Here is a 24,417-nt window from a genome sequence, read left to right as displayed (position 1 = left end):
CCCGATGGCGGTGGATCAGTCACAAATGTCCTGACTGACACTCCCCCATCGGGGCATGGGTATCTACACAGCTGTGTAGCAGCCGACGGTAACCACGATGCGCAGCGAGCCGATCTTGATCTTGATCTTGATCTGCTTTTGATCTCAGGCGCCCCGTTAAACCACGCTGGCCGGAATCCGACATGGATTTGGGGGGTAAACCGGCAGGGATGCCGGTTTAGCCGCCCCGCGCCATGGATGGCGCGTGGCGGCGGCCCCCCAAATCCATGGCGGATTACGGGCACACCGAGCCTAAGCGAGGTGCAGAGTGGTGGGGCAAGAGCGCTTTGGTTACTTTCGCGCTTTTCGAAAGTGACCCGCTGTAAAAGCGGAACCAATAGTGGCCGTTACCTAAATAACGGATATGTACTCGGTCTGATCCAACATGCTGGTCAACTGTCAGGTCGCCAGCGGGAGCAAGCCCCTCCCACATTGCACCCAGTGGCTGCCTCAGAACTGATAGCTATACCCCACCCCCGCCGAACGCCCGCGCCCCGGCATCCCGGTCAGCACCGTGTCGGTGGAGTACGCGCCATACAGGTCATACCGCGCATCCAGCAAATTATCGCCCCACAGATAAACCTCCGACCCCCCACTCTCCAGCCCAAGGTGCAAGTCCAACTTGGCGTAACCCTTGAGGTCATAGTGGTTCTGCGGATCAGCCGGGCGGTTTTTCTGTACGCGGTAGTTGAGCAAGGTGTTCAAGCGCGGCGCGGGAAAGCCCAGCAGTTCACCCAAAGGCTTCTTCCAGGCCACACTGAAGTTTCCACTCCACAACGGCACATCCGGCACGCGGCTGCCCTTGGCCACATCACCACCGGAAACACCTGGCGCATCGGAGGTGACCACCGCGTTGGTGTAGCTGATGGCGCTGCCCAGGGTCAGTTCATCGGTGACATGCCAGGTACTCGACAACTCGGCGCCTTTGCTGCGGGTGTCGGCATTCACGGCGCTGACGGCCATGCTCTTGAAGTCATACCCCAGCAGGTGGTCATCCTGCACACGAGTGATAAACAAGGCGCCTTCCAGGTTCAACGCACCGCCTTGGCTTTCATGCTTGAAGCCGACTTCGGCGGAGTTCACCTTGGCCGCCTTGTAGGGCTCGCTGTCCTTGATCGAGGTGGCGTAGTCGTTAAACCCGGCCGACTTATAGCCCCGCGACAACACCGCATACACATTGGTCTGCGGCGTCCACGCGTAGTTCAGGGCCACGCGCCCGGTGTTGTAGTCGTCCTGCAAGCGTCGGCTGTCGCTGACCAGCTTGCCGCCACCGCTGTAGTCGGCGCCGTAGGTCTTGCGGTCCCAGGTATGGCGCAGGCCGGTGGTGAGTTTCCAGTCTTCGGCAATCGGGAAGGTCACCTCGCCGTAGGCGGCATAACTGTTGGTGGTGAAGTCGCGCAACTGCTTCGCGCCGTTGGTGAAGTTGTTGGAGTCAAAGCTGCGCTCGGAGCGCGACAGGTTCACCCCGGTCACCCAGAACACCTCGGCATCCGCCAGCGAACCCAGGCGCAGGTCCTGGCTCCAGACCCGCTCGTGGGCCGAGTCTTCGATCAGGTATTCAAACGGTTGACCATACAGCGCCTGGGTGATGTTGCGGTCATAACCCTTGACCGCATTGAAGTCGGTGCTGGTGTAGGCGCTGATCGAGGTGATCCGGGCCTGGGCCAGGTCATGGTTGAGCTCGAAGGAATAACGCTCGTTGGTCTTTTTGTTGCCATTGAACGTACCCGGGGTGTAATCGAGGCTCGGGCGATTGCCGAACGGGCGCAGGATCTCCGAGCCGGCATAATGATCGGCGCGCTGGCGTTCGACGGTCAGCAGGCCGGTGGTCCCTTCATCGTTGTCCCACAACAGGCTGCCGCGCAATGCCAGGTCGCGGGGCTTGGTCAGGGGGTCGCCATCCTGCTGGTCATCGACCCAGTTATCAAAGCCGCTGCGCCGCACGGCAAGTCGCCCGGCCAGGGACTCGGTCAGCGGCCCGCCCACTGCGCCCTCCGTTATGAACTGGCCCTGGTTGCCCACCTCGCCGCGCACATAGCCTTCCAGCTCACGGGTAGGTTTGCGGGTGGTGACGTTAATCGCGCCGGCCTCGCTGTTACGTCCGAACAACGTGCCTTGCGGCCCCTTGAGCACTTCCACTTGCTGCACGTCGAGGGTGGCCATTGCCGCGTTGCGCACCGACATCGGCACGCCGTCCACGTTCAGCACCACCGAGCCGTCATCCATGCTCATTTGGTTCAGCGAGCCGACCCCGCGGATGCGTACGTTGGCATCGTTGGCGCCGCCCCAGGAGTTCACATCCACCCCCGGCGTGGTGCGCAAGGCATCCTCCAGGGTGCGCAGGCGACGCGTCTCCAGGGTTTGCCCGTCAAGCACCGAGAGGCCGAACGGAATGTCCTTGGCACTTTCCTGGTTCAACCGCGCACTGACCGTTACTGGCGCCAGCTCGATGGTCTCGCTACTGGCGGCGGGTTGATAGTCAGCGGCATAGGCCGTGCACATCTGGCTGGACAAGGTCAGCGCCATGGCTTGGGTCAATACGTTAGCGCGCCAACCGAAAGGACGACGCAACGGCTGGATAGACAGTTCAGATGACATGGCAAAGCTCCAAAAGACAGGGATGATTCAACTTCATTGCACAGGCCCCCAGCGCTTGAGCGCGGCGGCAATCACAGGATCGGAGGGCGCGCCCAGCAGGCCCTGGATCGCGGTTGGCCATCCCTGGCCGTTACGGACATCGGCGGTCAGCGCCGTGAGCTGTTCGGGAGTTTGCCCGGCGACCCAGTCAAGGCTGACCAGTGCGGCATAACTGGCGGCCCACTCCTGTTCGCGGGCATCGGCCAGGGTGCCGACGGGCTCACCGTCATTGCCCAGGGCACGGGTCAGGTCGTCGGCCATCAGCTTGACCAGCGCTGCACGGGCATCAGCACCGTCGATGTCCTCCACACACAGCAGGCCCAGCGCACCTGCCACACCCTGGCTGAGCCACAGGTAGCCGGGGGTTTGGCGCAGGTTGCTCGCCTCGACCAGCGATTGGCGGGCAAGCAGTTCGGCGATATGGGCACGGCGCGTCCAGCGCCCAACGCCTGTCGGCGCCACGTCCCAATTGGGTGACTGGCCAAGCAGTAAATGGCCATGACTCAGACGGCTGGCACCCATGCCGACAGGCCACTGACTCAGTTGTTCGACGCTGGGACGGCTGCCCAGGCGCCGCGCCACACAGGCGCTCATCGCGTCCAGGTCCTCCTGCACTTCACGGGCGGTGTGCTCGCGGCTGATATCCTTCTGAGCCGACGTGGCATAGGCAAAGTCCAGCGGCCCCTCACTGCTGCCGGTAATGGCCTGGCCATCGACCTCAAGCTGCCATTGCCAGTGCCCGGCCGGTGCAACGGCATCCACCGCCACCGCAGCGCCCGTCGGCAACCGGGGCACCTCTGTCGGCAACCCGGCTTCGCTGCGCTGGGCCGGTGCACGCAACAACCGCTCGCTGTCCAGGCCCAAGCGTGGCACCACACGGTGCGCTTGCAGCCACGCACCCTGAGGCCCAAGCCAGAATGCTTCACCCTCGGCAGGCCAGCCGTCAGCACTCACCGTCCAGTTCAACACCACCTGACAACCGCTCGCTGCGCACCCCTCCAACGGCACCCGCAGGTGCTCGGTGGCGTGTTCAAACACAACGGGGCGCCCCATCACGCTGGCCGCGGTCACCTGCATACCCGGTGGCAACTCGGCATCGAGGCCGGTAGTGAGCACCCCATCCAACGTCCACTGGCCCACCACCTGCCGGGCGGCCGAATCGACCTGCACCTGCAACTGCCCGCCCGCCACCTGCCAGGCACTCGCCCCGGGCAGCCAGCGCCGTTCCCAGTCGGCGCGTTCGGCGCGTTGCTCGGCGACAGACTGGTAATCACCCTGCTCCACCAAATGCCGCTGCAACAACACGCCGCTGCCAAGCAAGCCGACAGCACCCAGAGCCAGCAACACACCGGGCAAACCGAGCAAACCGCGGCGCACGTCGCTCAATCGACGACGCTCCGGCCCACGGGGCAAGGCCAGTGCCGCGATCGCGAGCATGACCAGGCAACCGGCCAATTTCCAACCGGCCAAGGTCGTCAGAAACGCCAGCCACGGCGCCCAGCCGGTCAGCAGCGACACGCTCACATGCGCAGGAATCGCCATGGCATAGGCCGGATAGGTGACCAGGCCCAACTCATGGTTGAGTACCAGGAAAAACGTCAGCAGCATCGAGGCGGCATACGCCAGCCCGGATCGGCGGATCAGCGCATGCACCAGCACTGTGAGCATCGCCAGCTCCACCAATGGAGGCGCGAACACCAACGCCTGATACACCAGCACAAAGCCCGGCGCCAGGCTGTCGGGCGCGGCAATCGCACTGATCAGCAAGCTGGCCAGGCCCGGCACCAGCGCAAGCGTCAGGGTCGCCAGCAGCACACAAGCCACCCGCCCCAGCAATCGCAACCACGCCGGGGCCGCAGTTGCCTGCAACATAGCGCCAAACCCTTCGACGTCATCGCGCCGGCACACCAGCCCAACCAGCGCCGCAACGATAAAGGCGATCACCAGGAACAACGCACTCGACAACAACGGCAGGGTCAGGTCCGCCCGGGGCACCATCGGCCCTCGCGCATGCCACACGCCGTGGACAAAGCCACTGAGCACGGCCATCACCAACAGCAAGCCGAGCGCCACCCACCAGAGGCGCCGGGCAAACAGCTGGCGTACCTGCCAACGTGCCTCATGCCCCAGGGCGCGCGACCATTGGCTATGGGTCAGCGGGCCAGGCAAGGTCACTGCGCCTGTCAGTAACATCGGCGGCTCCGCCAGCACTGCCCCGCTGCGTTTGCCCATCAAGCCCTGGCGCGTGGTGCGCGCCAATACAGCGGCCAATAACAGCAGCGGCACAACGCACCACAACAGCCGGTTAAGCCAGAACCCCGGGGTCAAGGCCAACAGCGATTGGGATTTCTGCGCGGCGCTCCAGGTCTCGACCTGGGCCTGGGCAAAGGTGAACAGCGACGGGTCCAGGCTGGCAGCCAACAGCGGGTTTATATGCCCCCCCTTGAGCACCACCACGGCAAACATCCACAGCAGCATCAACACCGTCGCCAACCCAAACGGTGCCGCCAGGCCACGGCTGCGCAAGGCCAGCAGGTAATACAAGGCTCCAACCCCGGTGCTGACCGGCAACAGCAACGCAACCCAGGCAAACCCCAGCGCCGACCACATCGGTGCACCGATACTCGCGGCCGGCACCCAGCCGAGCCAGCCCAGTACCGGGCTGACCAGAAAGCCCACGATCAGCGAACTGGCGAGCAAGCCACCCACCAGCGCCGCACCGATAAAGCGCCCCCACAGCAGCGCCGGCAGCGACAGCGGCAAGGCCAGCAGCACCTCTTCCAATTGCGCCTTGCGGTCGCGCAGCGCCGGTTGGGCGAACACCCAGGCCCACGCGAAAAACAGGAAAAACATGCAACCGCACGACATCAGGTAGATGAGGCTCGGCGCATTGCGTGCGATGTCGCTGGCGCCCATTTTCTGCACGTAGTCGGCATTGGTCAGGGACATCAGCAAATAGCCGGTGAGGCCCAGGAACACCAGGAGTGGAATGCCGCTGCGCAGTCCGGCGCGCACTTGCACCCAGGCCTCGCGCGTCAAGAGAGCAAAGGTATTCATGCCGCGACTGCCTCGCCGGCCTGGGCCAGCGCCAGGTAATAGATGTCTTCCAGGCGCGGCGCGTGGGGCCTGAAGCGCGGATCAGCCGGACGTTCGCCGTGCACGATCACGCGGCTGCCGTCGGGGCTCGCCGCCACATGCAAGGCGTCGGGCAGCGGCTCACCACGGCCGAACGACGCCTCCCATAAACGGCCCTGCTCAGCCTCGAGCAAATCCGCCGGGCGCCCTTCGACAATAATCTGCCCAGCGGCCAGCACCGCCAGGCGGCTGCACAGGTTCTCGACGTCTTCAACGATATGGGTCGAAAGCAACACGATGGACTCGGCCGCCACATCCGCCAACACCCGGTGAAAACGGTTGCGCTCGGCCGGGTCGAGCCCGGCGGTCGGCTCATCGACGATCAGCAAGCGCGGCGAGCCGATCAGGGCCATGGCAATGCCGAAGCGACGCAACATGCCGCCCGAATACGTGGCCAACGCCCGGTGCGCGGCTTCCTGCAGGTTGACCTTGGCCAGCAAGCCCTCGACTTCCTCGCGGCGCTGGCGAGTGTCGGTACGCCCCTTGAGCCAGGCAAACCGATCAAGCAAATCCCGTGCACTCACTCCCGGATACGCCCCCAGCTGCTGTGGCAAGTAACCCAGGCGACGACGCAAATGCTCGGCATCGGCCAACACGTCCACACCATCCAGGTGGATGCTGCCGGCGTCCGGCTGCTGCAAGGTCGCCAGGGTGCGCATCAGGCTGCTTTTGCCCGCGCCATTGGGGCCGAGCAAACCGTACATACCCGGCCCCACATTCAGGTCAACGCCGCGCAGCGCCTCAACGCCATTGTTGTAGCGCTTGCACAAACCGCGCACCTGCAAACCCGAATCGACTGACATCCACAACTCCCTCAAGGACAAGCCCTGCAAAAGGGCGGCGAGCGACGGTAGTCAAGGGCGGCGGCGCGGCTCTACCCGATTCAAGTCATTTTCCAACCGTATCCCGCACGCTGATCGGCGTTATGCCCCACCCCTCACACGCCCGAAACCGCGCAAGGGAAACGGATACGGGGCAAAAACGATTCGATCCGGGTAGTCGAGACAATGAGAATGACTAGCATCTCCTTCCACGCAATTACCTGCCCCTCAGCGCCTGGGCCAACGCCGGTCCGGGCCCTAGCGATGAGAAGACGTTGAGCCATGGCCACTCCCAGCACCTCAACCCTAACCCTGCTGCGCCGTTCCCTGTCCGAAGCCCTGGGACAGCCTGCCGAGCAGATCCCTCTGGAGGCCAACCTGATCGAATGGGGCCTGGATTCGGTCACCCTGATCCGCCTGGCAGGCCAATGGCGGCGTCAGGGTCTGGCCGCACGTTTCGCCGAGCTGGTGGCCGACCCGCGCCTGTGCGCCTGGCTGGCCCTGCTCGACACCGCGCCGGCTCCTGCCGCGCCCGTCAATCACAGCGCCGACGATGGCCAGCCCTTCGAACTGGCCCCCATGCAACATGCGTACTGGATCGGCCGTGCCCCTGGCCAGGCACTGGGTGGTGTGGCTGCACACTTCTATAACGAATTCGACGGTCACGACGTCGACCCGGCCCGCCTGGAAGCCGCCGTGCACGCCTTGTTGGCCCGCCACCCCATGTTGCGGGCGCAATTCCTCGACGATGGCCGCCAGCAGATCCTGCCCCGCAGTCCATGGCCGGGACTCAAAGTGCATGACCTGCGCCAGGCCGATGCCGAACAGCGGCAACACCATCTGCACGTCTTGCGCGCCGAACTTTCCCATCGCCAGTTGGCCGTGGAACACGGCCAGGTGCTGGACATCCAGTTATCACTGTTGCCCCAGGGCACGCGCCTGCACCTGAACCTCGACATGCTCGCCGCCGACGCCTTGAGCCTGCGTACCCTGCTCGGCGACCTGGTGCAGTTGTACCGCCTACAGCCGCTGCCCGCGCTGGATTACAGCTTCCCCCGTTACCTGGCCGACCTGCGCCTGGAGCACGCCAGCCCCGAGCACCGCGAGCGCCATCGACACGCCCGCGACTACTGGTTGCAGCGCCTGGACGCCTTGCCCGGCGCCCCACGCTTGCCCATCAAGAGCCAAGGCGATGAGCGCCAGGTGCGCCGCCGTCACCACTGGTTGTCGGCGTCCCAACGCCAGGCGTTCGAACGCCACGCCCGCGAGCACGCCCTGACCCCGGCCATGGCCCTGGCCGCGGTGTTTTGCGAAGCCCTTGGCGCCTGGTGCGAGACGCCTGAGCTGCTGCTCAACCTGCCGCTGTTCAACCGTGTGCCTTTGCATACCGATGTCGAGCGCCTGGTCGGTGACTTCACCTCCTCGATCCTGCTGGCCTGGGACGGCCGCATGACCGGCACCTTCGCCGCCCGAGCCACGGCGCTGCAACGACGCTTTCATGGCGATGCCGCACACAGTGCGTTTTCCGGCCTTGAGGTGTTGCGTGAACTGTCCCGCCATCGCGGCGAGCAAGTGCTGGCGCCGGTGGTGTACACCAGCGCGCTGGGCCTGGGGGAACTGTTCGCCGAGGGCGTGCAGGAGAGTTTCGGCCAGCCGGCCTGGATCATTTCCCAGGGCCCGCAGGTGTGGCTGGACGCCCAGGTCACCGAGCTGGACGGCGGCATTCTGGTCAACCTCGACGCCCGCGAAGGGTTGTTCGCCGAGGGCGTGCTCGATGGCCTGTTCGATGCCTATACCGGCCTGTTGCAGCGCCTGTGCCATGACGCTGCGGCCTGGGATCAGACGGTGCCGGCGCTGCTTCCCGCCAGCCAGCTTGACGTACGCCGCGCCACCCAAGGCCAGCGCACAGCATTACCGGTGACACGCCTGCACGAAGGTTTTTTCACCCTGGCGCAGTTGACGCCCGCCCTGCCCGCACTGCTGCACGGCAACCACATCATCAGCTACGGCGAGCTGGCCGAGCGAGCCCTCGCCGTAGCGGCCTACCTCGAAGGCCAGGGCGTGCAGCGCGGTGACATCGTGGCGTTGCAACTGCCCAAAGGCCCCGAGCAGGTGATCGCCGTGCTGGGCATCCTGGCGTGCAGCGCCACCTACCTGCCCATCGGCGCCGACCAGCCCGAGGCGCGTTGCCGCAAGATCTGCCAGTCGTCCGGCGCACGCTTGTTGCTCACTCGCTTGCCGCACACCGACACCGCGTTGCAGGCGCCGCGCCCCGGTGCGATCAGCGACCTGGCCTATGTTCTTTATACCTCCGGTTCCACCGGTGAGCCCAAGGGCGTGGAGGTCAGCCACCTGGCCGCAGCCAACACCCTGGAAGACCTGCAACGGCGTTTGCAGCTCAATGGCGAAGACCGAATCCTGGCGCTCTCCGCGCTGGAATTCGACCTGTCGGTGTTTGACCTGTTTGCCGCGCTGGCCAACGGCGCTGCGGTGATCCTGATCGAGCCCCAAGCGCAACGCGACGCCCCACGCTGGCGTGAACTGGCCGTGCAGCACCGCGCCACTGTGCTCAATTGCGTGCCGGCGCTGCTCGACATGTTGCTGGGTTGCGCCGACGCCCCACTGCCCCTGCGCGCTGTATTGCTCGGTGGTGACAAGGTCGCGCCGCAGTTGGCGCCACGTCTGTGGGCCCAGGCGCCCGGTTGCCGCTTCATGGCCCTGGGCGGCGCAACGGAAGCGGCGATTCACTCGACGCTGTTCGAAGCCGCCCCCGGCCAGGCACTGCACTGGCATTGCCTGCCCTACGGCAAGCCGCTGGATAACGTCAGCCTGCGCATCGTCGACCGGCATGGCCATGACTGCCCGGATTGGGTGGCCGGTGAACTGTGGATCGGCGGCGCCGGGGTGGCCGAGGGTTACCGTGGCGACCCGGTACGCAGCGCCGAACGATTTGTGCAGTACCAGGGCCTGCGTTGGTACCGCACCGGCGACAGTGCGCGCTACCACCCCGACGGCACGGTCGAGTTTCTGGGGCGCACAGACTTCCAACTCAAATTGCATGGCTACCGCATCGAAGCCGGTGAAGTAGAACAGGCGCTGCTGGCGTGCCCCGGCGTCGAACAGGCGGTGGCGCTGCTGGTCGGCCAGCACCTGGCAGCGGTGGTGCGCCTTGCAAATGGCCCGGAGCAGCCCACAGTGCTGGAGCTGCCGGACCTGGCCGAGCGCCTGCCGGCCTATATGATTCCCAGCCTGATCCTCGGCTGCGCGCAGTGGCCCCTGACAAGCAATGGCAAGGTGGATCGCAACGCACTCAACGGCTGGCTGGCCGACCACGGCAGCGCCGTCCCTGCCCAGCTGTCGCCGCCCTGCGGAGCCATCGAACAACAGGTGGCCCGCGCCTGGCAGCAATTGCTCGGCTGTGGCGAGGTCTGCCGTGAGCACAACTTCTTTGCCCTCGGTGGTGACTCCCTGAGCGCCACGCGCCTGGTGCGCCTGCTGGCCGAACAAGGGCTGGGGGGCGCACGGATCGCCCAGGTGTTTGCCAAGCCGGTGCTGGCGCAGTTCTGCACAGGCCTGCATCAACAGGCCCAGGCCGAAACACAACGCACCGTGGTACCGGACCTCGACCAACGTCACGCGCCCTTCCCCATGACCGAGGTGCAGCAAGCCTACTGGCTGGGCCGCGACCCCAGCCTGGTATTGGGCGGCGTGAGCTGCCACTTCTACCGCGAATACGACGTCGAAGACCTCGACCTGCCACGCCTGCAACACGCATTGGCACGCCTGATCGAACGCCACGAAACGCTGCGCACGGTGTTCGACCACACAGGCCAGGCACGCATCCTCCCCCAGGTGCCCACCTTCGTGATCGGCCAGCGCTACGCCTGCCTTGAAGACCTGCGCGAACACTGTGCCCACCGCGTGTTCGATCCCGCCCAATGGCCGCTGTTCGATGTGCAGGCGGTGACCCAGGGCCGGCACACGCGGCTGGCGATCAGCCTGGACAACCTGATTCTTGATGCCCTGAGCATCCTGCGTTTCTATGCCGAACTCGACGCGTTGTACCGCGAGCCGACGCTGGCCCTGGCACCGCTGCAGCTTTCATTTCGCGACTATCAAGTGCAATCCCATGTGGAACCTGACGAATTGCACGCCGCGCAACAGTTCTGGCAGGAACGCCTGCCCACGTTGCCGCCGCACCCGCAACTGCCCCTGGCAACCGACCCCGCCAACGTGGGCCAACCGCGCTTCGAGCGCCTGCAAGGGCAGGTCAAGGCCGATGCCTGGCAAGCGATCCTGGCCAAGGCCCAGCAATACGGCCTGACTGCTTCGGCGGTACTGCTCTGCGCGTTTGCCGAAACCCTCGGGCGCTGGAGTGCGCGCCCCGACCTGAGTCTCAACCTGACCCTGTTTGACCGCCGGCCGGTGCATCCGCAGATCGATCAGGTCATGGGCGATTTCACCTCCCTGACCCTGCTCGGCTATGCGCCCAAGGTCGGCGAACGCTGGATCGACCGCGCACGGCGCACCCAGCAGCAACTCGGCGATGCGCTGGAACACCGCTGCATCGGTTCGGTGAGCTTGCTGCGTCAACTGGCGCGGCAACGCGGCGAACAGCAGGTCAACATGCCGGTGGTCTTCACCAGTGCCCTGGGGGTGCCGGATGGCACCGCCGCACCGGTAGACGGGCCGTTCGCCCGGCAGGTATTCGGCCTGACCCAAACCCCACAGGTATGGCTCGATCATCAGGTGGTGGAAGCCGACGGCGGCATCGCCCTGAACTGGGACCGCGTGGTCGGCCTGTTCCCCGAAGGGCTGGTCGAAGCCATGTTCGACGCCTACCTGCGCAGCCTCCACTGGCTGGCCGAACACGCCTGGGACGACGCGCCGCCAGACTTGCTGCCCCTGGCCCAGGCGCAACTGCGCGCCCGCCTGAATGCTCCCGGCCCCGGCGTGCCGGGTGATCCGACCTTGCATCAGGGCTTTTTCCAGCATGCGCACCACGCCCCGCATCGCCCTGCGCTGTTGTGGGGTGAGCATGACAGCCTGAGCTACGGCGAACTGGCCGAACGGGCGTTGCGCATCGCCCGTAGCCTGATGGACGCAGGGGTGACAGCCGGTGACCTGGTGGCGGTCTCCCTGGCCAAGGGCCCGCAACAGATCGCGAGTGTATTGGCCGTGCTGGCCGCCGGCGCCGCCTACCTGCCAGTGGGTGTCGACCAGCCGTTGCAGCGTTGCCAACGCATTCTGCAACAGGCCGGCGTCAGCCTGATCCTCGCCGAGCACGACCCACAGCTGCCAGGCGTCAAGCATCTGAAGCCGTCCCAGGCGCAAAGCGCCGAACCGCTATCGGCACCGCTGGCCGTGTGCGCCAACCAACTGGCCTACGTGATTTACACCTCCGGCTCCACCGGCCAGCCCAAGGGCGTGGAAATCACCCACCGCGCCGCCATGAACACCGTGGCCGAGATCAACCGCTGCTACGGCATCGACGCGTCGGACCGCAGTCTGGCGCTGTCGGCGCTGGACTTCGACCTGTCGGTGTATGACGTGTTCGGCCTGCTCTCGGTGGGCGCGGCCCTGGTGTTGATCGACGAAGACCAGCGCCGCGACGCCCGCGCCTGGCTCAAGGCCCTGCGACACCACCGCGTGAGCCTGTGGAACAGCGTACCGGCGCTGCTCGACATGCTGCTGGAAGCCAACGCCCTTGAGCGCCAACCCCTGGCGCTGAAGGTGGCCCTGCTGTCGGGCGACTGGATCGGCCTCGACCTGCCGCAACGCCTGCGCCAACAAGCCCAGGATTGCCGCTTTATTGCCTTGGGCGGCGCCACCGAAGCGGCGATCTGGTCCAACCATTACGAGGTACGGCAACTGTTGCCGGGCTGGCGCTCGATCCCCTACGGCGTGCCGCTGGCGAACCAGGCTTACCGCGTGGTCGACGCCCTTGGCCGCGACTGCCCGGACTGGGTCACGGGCGAGTTGTGGATTGGCGGCGCCGGCGTCGCACGCGGCTATCGCCATGCGCCGCAATTGAATGCCGAGCGCTTTGTCGAGGGTTGGTACCGCACCGGCGACCTGGGCCGCTACCACCCGGGTGGGTTGCTGGAGTTTCTCGGGCGTGCCGACACCCAGGTGAAGATTCACGGCCATCGTATCGAGCTGGGGGAAATCGAAGCCGCGCTGGCCCGTCATCCCTGCGTGAACCGTGCCGTGGTGCTGGTCGAGGATCAGCGCCTGCTGGCTGCTGTCACCGCCAGCACCTGCGCCCAGGTGCTGGCCAAGCACCTGGTGCAATGCCTGCCCGCCTATATGCGCCCGGAACAGATCCTGGTGCTGGAACACTTGCCCCTGAGCAGCAATGGCAAGGTGGATCGCCGTGCCTTGCTTGCGCCATTGGCGGCAGCTGCCCGGTCCCACTGCGCCATGGATGAAGCCCCGCTGAGCGCCGCAGAACAACTGGTCGCCGAGCTGTGGCAGCAGTTGCTCAACGTGCCCAGCGTGTCGCGCCACGACAATTTTTTCCGCCTGGGCGGCGACAGCCTGCTGGCCACGCGGTTTCTCGAAATGCTGCGCAGCCGTGTTGGCCTGGAATTGCCCATGGGCCAGTTGTTCGGCGCCGCCAGCCTGATGGAAGTGGCCCACGCGGTAGAGCGCCAACCCACCCCGCACACCGTTGAAGAGGGCGTCATCTGATGCCCGCGCAACCTGCCCTTATCCCAGGAGCTGCCCCCATGCCCGCCGCCAAACTGTTAAGCGAACTCAAGTCCCTGGGCGTCGAACTCTGGCCCCAGGATGGTCAACTCAAATTCCGCGCGCCCCAGGGCCTGCTCGACGCCGAGCGCCTGGCGCAACTGCGCGAGCACAAGCAGCAGATCCTGCACCTGCTGCAAACCCAGGAGCGGCCCCAGGTAATGGCCGACCCGGCACAGCGCCACGCGCCGTTCCCGCTCACCGATGTGCAGAACGCCTACCTGCTCGGCCGCCAGTCATCATTCGGCTACGGCAACGTGGCCTGCCACGGTTACCTCGAACTGAGCTGGCCGAGCCTCGACCCGCAGCAGGTCGAACACGCCTGGAACCGCCTGATTGCCCGGCACGACATGCTGCGCGCGGTGATCGCCAGCGAAGGCTCCCAGCGCGTGCTGGCCGAAGTCGCCCATTACCCGGTGGACGTCGCCGACCTGCGCGGCGCCACTCGTGAACAGCACCAGCACGCCGTGCAGCAGATACGTGAGGCCATGGAGCAGAAGCTCTACCCTACCGATATCTGGCCGCTGTTCGAATTGCGCCTGAGCCGCAGTGACAGCGGCGACACCCTGCACTTCTCCATGGACTCATTGATCGCCGACTGGGCCAGCGCGCAACTGCTGTTCAATGAACTGGAACAGCTACTGCACGACCCCCAGGCCAGCTTGCCCAGCCTGGACATCACCTTTCGCGACTACCTGCTGGCCGAACGGGGCCTGCTCGAAGGCAGCCGCCACCAACGCGACCGTGACTACTGGATGGCGCGTATCGATGAACTGCCCCCCGCCCCGCAACTGCCGGCGCCCCTGAGCGGCGAAGACACCAGCGTGCCACGCTTCCAGCGCCACTGCGCGCAACTCGACGCGCAACCATGGGCAGCCTTGAAAAGCGCCGCCGGCGCCCTCGGCCTCACCCCGTCCATCGTGGTGCTCAGCGCCTACGTGGGCACCTTGCAACGCTGGAGCCAGCAACCCACCTTCAGCCTCAATCTGACACTGCTCAACCGCTTGCCGCTGCATCCGCAAGTGGGTCAACTGGTTGGGGATTTCACCTCGGTCAGCCTGTTGCAGGTCAATGATCCCCAGGGCCAGGATTTCACCAGCCAGGCACGCCAACTGGGCAATCAACTGTTTGCCGACCTGGAGCACCGGCTGTTTTCCGGCATCCAGGTGATGCGCGAAATCGGTCGCCGGCGCGGGCGTGAAGCGGCGTCCATGCCGGTGGTGTTCACCAGTGCTATCGGCCTGGCGATCGAACCACCTCACGCCAGCCAGCGACAGGTCGGCCAAGGCATCACCCAAACTCCGCAGGTGACCCTCGACTGCCAGGTGATGGACGACGCGCAGGGTTTGCACATCCACTGGGATGTGCGCCAAGGCGTGTTCCCCGACGGCCTGATCGAAGACATGCAGCAGGCATTCGTCGCCGAGTTACAGTTACTGGCCCTCGACCCGGCCGCCTGGGACCACCCCATGCAAGTGCCGTTGCCGGCCTGGCAACAACGTGAGCGCCTGGCCGCCAATGCCACCGCCGCGCCGCTGCCCACCGGCCGCCTGCATGACAGCCTGCTGAGCATGGCCTGGGAACAGCCGCAGGCCCTGGCAGTGATCGATGCCCACGGCAGCCTGACCTACGCCGCCCTGATGGAGCGTGCCTTGGCAGTCGCTGCTGCCCTCAGCGCCGCCGGTTGCCGCGCCCAGGAACCAGTGGCGATCCTGATGCCCAAGGGCCGTGACCAAGTGGTGGCGGCCTACGGCGTGCTCCTGGCCGGCGCCGCCTACCTGCCTCTGGACAGCCATGCCCCGGCCGCCCGCCGCGACCGCGTGCTGCACAGCGCCAAGGTGCGCCACGTGCTCGGCCAGTCCCAGGCCCTGCCCCACACGCCACTGCCGGAGGGCCTGCACTGGCATGCCGTGGATCAACTGGCGCCGACCACTTCGGACTTCCCGGCACCGCACGGCAGCCCCGACGATCTCGCTTATGTGATCTACACCTCCGGCTCCACCGGTGAACCCAAGGGCGTGATGATCAGCCATCGCGCTGCGCTCAATACCGTGCAGGACATCAACCGGCGCTTTGCGGTCAACGCCGCCGACCGCGTGTTGGGCCTGGCGCAACTGAGTTTCGATTTGTCGGTGTATGACCTGTTCGGCCCCCTCGCGGTGGGCGGCACCCTGGTGCTGCCCGACCCGGCACGCGGCGCCGACCCGTCGCACTGGGCCGAGCTGGTGCAGCGCCATCAGGTGACGCTGTGGAACTCGGTACCGGCGCAATTGCAGATGCTGGCCCACTACCTGCAAGCCGAGCCGCGCCCCCTCGACAGCCTGCGCCTGGCGTTGTTGTCGGGTGACTGGATCGCGCTGAACCTGGCGCCGCAACTGCGCGCGCTGTTGCCAGGCCTGGCCCTGGTGGCCCTGGGCGGTGCCACCGAAGCCTCGATCTGGTCCAACCTGCATCCCATCGGCGCAATTGACCCCGCGTGGCGCAGCATTCCCTACGGCTTGCCGCTGGCCAACCAGGGCTTTCGCGTGCTGGACAACCAATGGCGCGACGCGCCGACCTGGGTGCCGGGTGACCTGTACATCACCGGCGTCGGCCTGGCCCAGGGTTACCTGGGCGACCCGGCGTTGACTGAGGCACGCTTCTTTGCACACCCGCTCGACGGTCAGCGCCTGTACCGCACCGGTGACCGTGGCCGCTATCTGCCGGGGGGTGAACTGGAGTTCCTCGGCCGTAACGACGGCCAGGTCAAGATCCGTGGACATCGGGTGGAACTGGGCGAAATCGACGCCGCACTGCTCTCCACCCCGGGCGTGGACAGCGCGGTCAGCCTGTTCAGCGACGAACTGCTGGCCTTCGTCACGCCTGCGCGGGCCGAACCCGAACCGCTACCCGGCGCGCCGTTGCTGACGGCGGTGCAGCGCTACGCCGACAGCCAGGTCGGCAGCTTTGACCCCCAACAGGTACGCGACTATCAGGCGGACCTCAGTGGCGCAGCGTTGAGTTCGATGCTGGACGTGATGCTCAAGGCCAATCTATTCAGCGGCGCGTGGGCCGAGCCGGATGCACCGACCATCCTGCAGGCCCTGCAAGCGCAGCCCCGCCATCACTGGCTGGTGCGGCGCTGGCTCGCGGCCTTGTGTGACGCGGGCCTGTTGCACGGTGAACAGTCCCGCTATCGCCTGCTCGACAGCGCGCCAAACCCGGCGCTGGCCTGGGGCCGGGTGGAACAGGCGGTCGCGTCCGGGCTGTGCAGCCAGACGCTGCTCGACTACCAGCTCAATCACGTCGGGCAACTGCAGAAACTGCTGCGCGGCGAGGTCAACCCGTTCGACTTGTTGTTCCCTCAAGGCGAGCAAGACCTGGCATTGCAGCTGTATGGCGGGGATGCCGTGTCGCGCTACAACAACCACAGCATCGCTGCGCTGATCAACCGCCTTGCCACCCACCACGACGGCGACGGCCCGCTGCGCATCCTCGAAATCGGCGCGGGCACCGGAGCCACCAGTGCACCGGTGATCAGCCTGCTCGATGGGCTCGAAGTGGATTACCTGTTCACCGACATGACCGCGTTTTTCCTGCCGGCGGCCAGGCAACGCTTTGCCGACCACGCCTGGGTGCGTTATGGCGTGCTGGACATCGATCAGCCCATCCGCCCCCAGGGCCTGGCCAGCAACAGCGTGGATATCGTGCTGTGCGCGGGCATGCTCAACAGCGTCAAGGACATCGACAACGCTCTCGGCCAGATCACCGAACTGCTCAGCCCGGGTGGCTGGCTGGTGTTCAGCGAGCCAACCGGCGAATGGCCGCAGATTCTACTGACCCAGGGCTTCATGATGACGCCGTCAGGCAGCGATCATGACCAAGGCCGCAGCGGCTTGTGCAGCGCCGACACCTGGCGTGAGCGTATCCAGGCATTCGGCGGCGAAAGCCTGCCGGCCCTGCCCCACGCCGACCACCCGCTGACGGCCCTGGGTATGCAGGTGTTTGCCGCACGCTTCAAGGCCGGGTTCCAGCGTCTGAGCGTCGACAGCCTGCGCCGCGCTCTCGCGCAACGCCTGCCGGATTACATGCTGCCGGCGCACGTACAAGTACTCGACCGCCTGCCCTTGACCGCCAACGGCAAGGTCGACCGCAAGACTCTGGCCAACTGGCGCCCCGCCGTGGATACCCAAGCCGCCAGCAGCGAGCAGGTACCCAGTGACCCACTCACCGCGCAGCTTTGCCAAGTGTGGGCCGAGGCCCTGGGCCTGGCGCAGATCGGTGCCGACGACAGCTTCTACGAAAAAGGCGCCGACTCGCTGATCCTCGCCCGGGTCGCCGGCCAGTTGCGCGAACAACTGCCCCAGGCGCAACGCCTGAGCTACGACACCCTGTTGCGGCAGATGCTCAACGAGCCGACTGTCAGCGCACTGGCGCGCCTGCTCAACCATGGAGAAAGCGCACCGTCTGCGGTTAATCCCGGCCAATCCCAGCGTTCATCCAACAGCAACGCGTTGGTGGTGCCCTTTGGCGGCGGCGACGTCGGCCCGGTGCGGGTGATGTTCCACGCGGCCCTCGGCACCCTGGATTATTTCCAGCACCTGGGCCGCTCACTCGCCGCTCAGCAGGCCGGCCCGGTGATCGGTTTTGCGGTGGCCGACACCGCGCAGTACCTGGCCCTGGAACCCAAGCGCCTGATCGAAAGCGTGGCCCAGGACTACACCGAACGCTTGATCGCCGACGGCCATCAGCGCTTCCAGTTGATCGGCTACTGCCTGGGCGGCCTGCTCGCCACCGAAGTCGCCCGGCGCCTGCTGGAACGTGGCATGGAGGTGGTGGACCTGAGCCTGATCGACAGTATCCCGATGTTTATCGACACCGACGAAGAGCTGGCCTATGAGGCGATCTTCGTGCCCAACCTCAACCTGGACCCGGTGAAAACCGTGTTCGGCGCGCATATCGAAGACTACGACGTGTACCGCGCCATCGACCTGCTGATGGCCCGCGACAACCGCCGCGTACCCGCCGGGGCCATGGCTGCCTTGGGCGGCGACCCGGGCCTGGAGGCGCTGGCATTGGCGGTGCAGCAACAGTCGGCGCGCAGCCAGGAAGAACGCCTGGCCGAGTATGCGCGCCTGGCGTCCGGCCAGGCCGGGGTGCCCATCGGCCCGGAGCTGGTGCCCACGCTGTTCCGCGTATGCCGCCACAGCATGCGGGCGGCACGGTTCGATCCGCCGCCGTTCCTCGGCAACATGACCTACCTGCGCTGTCTGGAGCAGCAATCGTTCGGGATCACCGGCGGCGTCGGCCATCTGGCGGCGCCGTTCTGGGAGGACGCGTGCCTGGGGCAATTCAACCTGATCGACGTGCCGGGCAACCATTTCAGCGTCATCGAGCCACCCCACGTGCACACCGTCACCGCGCACCTGCTTGAGGCCCTTCGGAAAAACTCATGAGCACCGCACTCGATACCCTCAAACGCCCGGTCAACCGCCTGATCCGCCTCGGTGTGGTATTCGCCGCCGTCGGCGCACTGGTCAACCTGGTGCCCTTTATCGGCCTGACCGAACTGGGCCGCTTGCTGCTGGCCGGCAATGCCCACAGCCACACGTTGTGGCTGTGGGCGGCGCTGGTAGTGGTCGCCCTGAGCCTTGGCTGGATGGCCAGCGGCGTCGCGCTGTGGCTGACCCACCTGGCCGACCACCGCCTGCAATCGAGCTTGCGCGAAGCCATGGTGCGCAAGCTGGGGCGCGTGCCGCTGGGCTGGTACACCGACACCACCTCCGGCGCGGTGCGCAAAGTGGTGCAGGACGACCTGGAAGACCTGCACCACCTGGTTGCCCATCACGCAGTGGAAGTGACGGCGGCGATAGTCACCCCGCTGGCAGGGCTGATCTGGTTGGCCACATTGAACTGGCGCCTGGCGCTGCTGGCGGTGCTGACCCTGCCGATCTACGCGGTGGCCTACAGCCTGATGATGCGCGGCTTCGGCGCCAAGATGCAGTTGCTCGACAAGAGCATGACCCGGGTCAGCGCGGCGATTGTCGAGTTTGTCCACGGCATTGCCGTGGTCAAGGCGTTCGGCCAGGTGGGCCAGGCCCATCGCAGCTATCAGCAGGCGGTCGACCAGTTCAGCACGCAATACGCTGGCTGGGTGCGGCCGCTGCTGCGCCTGGAAGCGTTTTCATCGATGGCCCTGAGCGTGCCGGTAATTCTGTTGGTGAGCCTGGGGGTGGGCAGCCTGTTGCTGGCCCAGGGCTGGATTACAGCGCTGGAGTTGTTCGCCGAAACCCTGGTAGCCGTGGTGATTCCGCAGTCGTTGCTGGTGATCAACCAGAGCCTCACCGCCCAGCGCACTGCCCTCGCGGCCGCCGACCGCATCGAGGCGCTGCTTGAGGTTGAGGAACTGCCCACGCCCAAGGTGTGCAGGATGCCCCAGGGCAGTGATATTCGCTTTGAACAGGTGCAGTTCGGCTATGACCCCGAGCACCTGATCCTCAATGGCGTCGACCTATACTGCCCGGCCGGCAGCGTCACTGCGCTGGTGGGTGCCTCCGGCGCGGGCAAATCGACCCTGGCCAAGTTGGTGCCGCGCTTTCACGACGTCAACGCCGGGCGGGTCTGCGTGGGTGGTGTGGATGTGCGCGAGATTGACCCGCGCCAGCTGTATCAACACGTGGGCTTTGTGTTGCAGGACGCGCAACTGGTGCACGGCACCGTCGCCGACAATCTGCGCCTGGGCCGCCCCGAGGCCAGCGATGCCGACGTCGAGGCAGCGGCACGCTCCGCGCAGATTCATCAACGCATCCGTGCCCTGCCCCGCGGCTATCAGTCGGTGATCGGCGAAGACGCGATTTTTTCCGGCGGTGAAGCCCAGCGCTTGTCCATCGCTCGCACGCTGTTGGCCGATACGCCGGTGCTGATCCTCGATGAAGCCACCTCCCACGCCGACCCCGAATCCGAAGCGCTGATCCAGGATGCCCTCTCTGCCCTGGCCCGCGGCCGCACGGTACTGGTGATTGCCCACCGTCTGGCGAGTATCTGCGGCGTCGACCAGATCGTGGTGCTCGACCAGGGCCGCGTGCTGGAAAACGGTACTCACGAGCAATTGCTGGCAGCGAACGGCACCTATGCCCGCCTGTGGCGCGCCGGCACCGAAACCACCGCCCCCGACCTGGAGATGTCCTTGTGATCCGCAGCCTCGTGACTTTATTGGGCCCGGCCCACGCCGCACGCCTGTACCGCTACCTCGCCTGGCTGGTGACCAGTGCCGTGTTGCAAGGGCTGGCCGTGGCGTTGCTGGTGCCGATCCTGCACGCGCTGTTTGCCGCTGACCTGCACAGCGCGTCCCTCTGGCTGGCTGGCCTGGCGGCGATGGTGGTGCTGACCTGCATCGCCCATTACCAGCAGGCCATGAAGGGCTTTGCCCTGGCGCTGCTGGTGTTGACCACCTTGCATGACCGCCTTGGCCAGCACCTGGTCAGCCTGCCGCTGGGCTGGTTCAACTCCGAGAAGGTCGGGCGTCTGTCGCGCAGTGCCACTAGCGGCACGCTGATGGTCACCGGCTTGTTTGCCCATTACCTGGGGCCGGTGGTGTCTGGCGTGGTAGTGCCGGCTACCGTGGCGCTGACCCTGTTCGTGTTCGACTGGCGCCTGGGCCTGACCGCCGCATTGTGCGCGCCGCTGATCTACTTCACCCATCACTGGTCGGCCGCCGCCATCGGCAGCAATGATGCGCGCGTGGAAGCCGCCGCGACTCTGGCCGGTAACCGCGTGGTCGAGTTCGCCCGCTACCAGCCAGTGCTGCGCGCCTTTGGTCGCACCCAGGACGGCTACGCGCCGTTGCAGGCCGCCAACCTGGCGCAGAAACACGCGGGCGGCTCGATGCTGTCGCAGACCTTTCCCAAGTTGCTGGCCGGTGGCCTGACCGTGCAACTGGCGTTTGCGTTGCTGGTGGGCGTGGGAATCGCCCTGGCCGCCCATGGCGAAATCGACGCCATCCAGTTGGTCGCCTTGCTCGCGCTGGCGGCACGTTTTGTCGGGCCGCTGGCCGAAGCGGCGGCGCGCAGTGGTCTGTTACGCATGGCCGCTAACGACCTGGAGCAACTGGTGGGCATCCTGCGCGAGCCGCCGCTGCCGGAACCCGCGGTGAGCCAACCGCTGACGGCACCCGGCACCCTGGCCTTCGACAAGGTCAGCTTCGGGTACCCCAGCGGACCAAAGGTGCTGCATAACCTGACCTTCAGCGCACCGGCGCATTCGATGACCGCGATTGTCGGCGCTTCGGGCTCGGGCAAAACCACTGTCACCCGCTTGTTGATGCGCTTTTTCGATGCCAGCGAGGGCAGCGTCAGGGTTGGCGGTGTAGACGTACGCGAGCTGTCCAACGCAGCGCTGATGGCGCAGTTGTCTCTGGTGATGCAGGACGTCTACCTGTTCGACGACAGCCTGGAGGCCAACATTCGCGTCGGCAACCCGGACGCCAGCGCCGAGCAAGTGGCCGAAGCGGCGCGATTGGCCGGTGTGGATGAAATCGTCGCGCGCCTGCCCCAGGGCTGGAACACCCCGGTAGGCGAAGGTGGCGCGGCGCTGTCCGGCGGCGAACGCCAACGGGTATCCCTGGCCCGGGCCCTGCTCAAGCGGGCGCCCATCGTACTACTGGATGAAGCCACGGCAGCCCTGGACCCGCACAACGAAGCCTTCGTGCAGACGGCGATTCACGCCTTGATGCAAAACGCCACAGTGCTGGTGATCGCCCATCGCCTGCCCACCATCATGGCCGCCGACCAGATACTGGTGCTGGATGAGGGCCGATTGGTGGAATCGGGGACGCACGCACAATTACTTGCCCAAAACGGTCGCTACGCCGGGTTCTGGCATGACCGCCAGCGCGCCGGCGGCTGGCGCTTGAAAGCCGAGGCGCAGCCATGCTGATCGGGGTGTTGGGCGCCAGTGGCGACGTGGGGCTGGCCAGCGCCAAGGCGTTGTTGACGCTGGGAGTGAACGATCTGCGCCTGGGCGGGCGCGATGCCGCCAAGGGCGCGCACTGCGTGCAGGTTCTCCAGCAGCAGTGGCCCCAAGCCCATTTGCAATGGGCCGCAGTGGACTTCAACGATGCCCAGGCTTTGGCCACCTTCGCCCGTGGTTGCGCTGTGCTGCTCAACTGCGCGGGCCCCTCGTGGCGCGTGCAGGACCGTGCCGCGCAGGCAGCGTTGCAGGCCGACGCGCATTACGTCGACGCCGCCGGTCATATGCACCTCGACCCCGCCCAATGGCGTGGCCGCTGCGCGATATTGGGCGCAGGCCTGCAACCGGGGCTCACCGGCCTGCTGCCGCGCTGGCTGGCCGAGCAGGCGTTCACTCAGGTGCGCAGCCTGACCAGCTATTTCGGCTTGCGCGATCACTTCACCGCCGTGGCTGCCGACGACTTTTTGCAAGGCGCGGTGGACGGCAGCAGCGAGCCGTTGGCGGCCTGGCAACACGGGCGTCGCAGCCGCGCACTGCGGCGCCGGCGCGAGGTGTCGGTGCCGTGCTTTCCCGGCTCGGTTCACCTGTTGCCCTACCTGAACCTTGAGGGTGAACGTCTGGCCATGGACCTGAACCTGGACGTCGGCCAGTGGTTCAACGTGATCACCGACGGCTACGTGCTCAAGGCGTTTGACCAGGCTCACGGCTTGCCAAGGGCAGAAGCGGTGCAGCGCTTGTGCGAAGCCAGCCGCCTGGATCTCAGCGGCCAGGCGCCCTTCGTCACCCTGCTGCTGCAACTGGAGGGCCTGCACGATAGCGAGGTCCGGACCCGCAGCCTGGTGCTCAGTGGCGCAGGCAATGCGGCGCTCACCGCAGCCATGGCCGCGATCACGGTGATCAGCGTGGTGGAGGGTGAGATCAGCGCCGGCTGCCATGAAGCGGCCCAGGCCTTGCCGCCCGCCGCCAGCCTGGAGCGCCTGCTGTGCACCTCGGCGATTCTAAGCTTGAACCTGTTGCACGGCCCGCTCGATCAACTGCATGTCGCCCAAGAAGGTTGCCTATGAACACCGCCCTGAACGAGCTGGAACACTTGAGCCTGGGCGTGATGGCCCAGGTGTTACTGCACAGCCAGGCGTTGCCGTTGCAGGCGTGGCGCACTGCCGAGCACATCAACCAGGCCCTGGGCACGGCGGCCCGTCATGCCTGGGTGGTACGCCGCTGGCTGGCCGCGTTGACCCGTGCCGGCCTGCTGCACGAGGAAGGTAAACGCCTGGGTTGGCAAGTGCCCCCCGATGACCCGCAAGTGGGTGAACTGCCGCGCCTGTATGCCGCATTGGGCTTTCCAGCCAGCATGGCGCGCCTGCATACCCAAGTGATCGAATGCCTGCCCGACCTGCTGCGCGATCAGTTCACCCTCACCCACTTGCTGATGCTTGGCGGGGACCCGGTGAAGGTGATGGGCACCTACCAGCACAACCACTTCACTGCGGCGATCAATCACGCTTTGGGCACCCGGGCGCGGCAAGTCAGCGCCGCTGCCGGGCCGCTGCAGGTGCTGGAGCTGGGCGGCGGCGCCGGTTGCACCACCGCTACGGTGCTGACGGCGCTGCAAGAACGCGAGAAGGATTATCGCTTTACCGACATCAGCTCGCTGTTCACCAGTGCGGCCCAGCGTCAGTTTCGTCTTGAGCCGGGGATGCAGTTCGGCCTGCTCGATCTCAATCGCCGCTTCAGCGACCAGGGCATAGCGCCTCGCAGCCAAGACCTGGTGATTGCCGGCAACGCGCTGCACAACGCCCGCGACCTGCCCGACTGCCTCGGCCAGATCCGCACCAGCCTGCGCGACGGCGGCGCCTTGCTGTTCAGTGAATCCATCGCCGACAACCCGGCGATGCTGACCTTCATGCACCTGTTGCTGTCGCCGCCGGCCGATGCGCCGCTGCGTGCTGGCGATGAAGCCTTCATGGCCGTCGACGCGTGGCGCCAGGCCTTGCAGGTCGCAGGTTTTGAGTTGCTGGAGGTATGGCCTGACGCGGGCGAACCGCTCGCTGCTGCGGGGCAGCGCTTGTTCCAGGCCAGAGGAGTTTGA

General features: G+C 66.1%; 9 protein-coding genes. 6 read left to right on the top strand and 3 right to left on the bottom strand.

The window, feature by feature from the left end; genetic code table 11:
* Positions 1–489 precede the first annotated feature (489 nt).
* From E4O98_RS26030 to E4O98_RS26020, 3 genes are read right to left on the bottom strand one after another with little or no spacing between them, the layout of a single operon-like run.
* Positions 490–2,637 carry a TonB-dependent receptor gene (locus E4O98_RS26030; protein ID WP_248136648.1) on the bottom strand — a complete coding sequence of 716 codons (2,148 nt, stop codon included), beginning with the start codon at positions 2,635–2,637 and terminating at the stop codon, positions 490–492.
* Positions 2,638–2,670: 33 nt separating this feature from the next.
* Positions 2,671–5,733: a hypothetical protein gene (locus tag E4O98_RS26025; RefSeq protein ID WP_248136646.1), complete on the bottom strand. Its 3,063-nt coding sequence runs from the start codon at positions 5,731–5,733 to the stop codon at positions 2,671–2,673.
* On the bottom strand, positions 5,730–6,614 hold the full coding sequence (locus tag E4O98_RS26020; RefSeq protein ID WP_032876507.1) for an ABC transporter ATP-binding protein: 885 nt from the start codon (positions 6,612–6,614) through the stop codon (positions 5,730–5,732). The genes E4O98_RS26025 and E4O98_RS26020 overlap by 4 nt, the downstream gene beginning before the upstream one ends.
* A gap of 300 nt (positions 6,615–6,914) precedes the next feature.
* On the opposite strand from E4O98_RS26020, the gene E4O98_RS26015 reads away from it, so the two are divergent.
* From E4O98_RS26015 to E4O98_RS25980, 6 genes are read left to right on the top strand one after another with little or no spacing between them, the layout of a single operon-like run.
* Positions 6,915–13,325 carry a non-ribosomal peptide synthetase gene (locus E4O98_RS26015; RefSeq protein WP_248136644.1) on the top strand — a complete coding sequence of 2,137 codons (6,411 nt, stop codon included), beginning with the start codon at positions 6,915–6,917 and terminating at the stop codon, positions 13,323–13,325.
* Positions 13,326–13,363: 38 nt separating this feature from the next.
* Entirely contained in the window at positions 13,364–18,817 is a 5,454-nt protein-coding gene (locus E4O98_RS27680) for a non-ribosomal peptide synthetase (RefSeq protein ID WP_282445174.1), read from the top strand.
* Positions 18,814–20,553 (top strand): ABC transporter ATP-binding protein, encoded by a 1,740-nt coding sequence (locus E4O98_RS25995; RefSeq protein ID WP_032876516.1) that lies wholly within the window; start codon positions 18,814–18,816, stop codon positions 20,551–20,553. Before E4O98_RS27680 ends, E4O98_RS25995 begins: the two co-directional genes overlap by 4 nt.
* Complete coding sequence (locus E4O98_RS25990; protein ID WP_248136642.1) at positions 20,550–22,295, top strand: ABC transporter ATP-binding protein; 1,746 nt, start codon at positions 20,550–20,552, stop codon at positions 22,293–22,295. The genes E4O98_RS25995 and E4O98_RS25990 overlap by 4 nt, the downstream gene beginning before the upstream one ends.
* Positions 22,289–23,392 carry a saccharopine dehydrogenase NADP-binding domain-containing protein gene (locus E4O98_RS25985; RefSeq protein WP_248136641.1) on the top strand — a complete coding sequence of 368 codons (1,104 nt, stop codon included), beginning with the start codon at positions 22,289–22,291 and terminating at the stop codon, positions 23,390–23,392. The genes E4O98_RS25990 and E4O98_RS25985 overlap by 7 nt, the downstream gene beginning before the upstream one ends.
* The gene (locus E4O98_RS25980) at positions 23,389–24,417 is read left to right on the top strand and encodes a class I SAM-dependent methyltransferase (RefSeq protein WP_248136638.1); all 1,029 of its coding nucleotides are present in this window, start codon (positions 23,389–23,391) and stop codon (positions 24,415–24,417) included. Before E4O98_RS25985 ends, E4O98_RS25980 begins: the two co-directional genes overlap by 4 nt.

Origin of the sequence: Pseudomonas sp. W2Jun17 (assembly GCF_023127795.1) — a bacterium.
Classification (GTDB): Bacteria; Pseudomonadota; Gammaproteobacteria; order Pseudomonadales; family Pseudomonadaceae; genus Aquipseudomonas; species Aquipseudomonas synxantha_A.
This window is presented reverse-complemented; position numbering and strand designations above follow the sequence as displayed.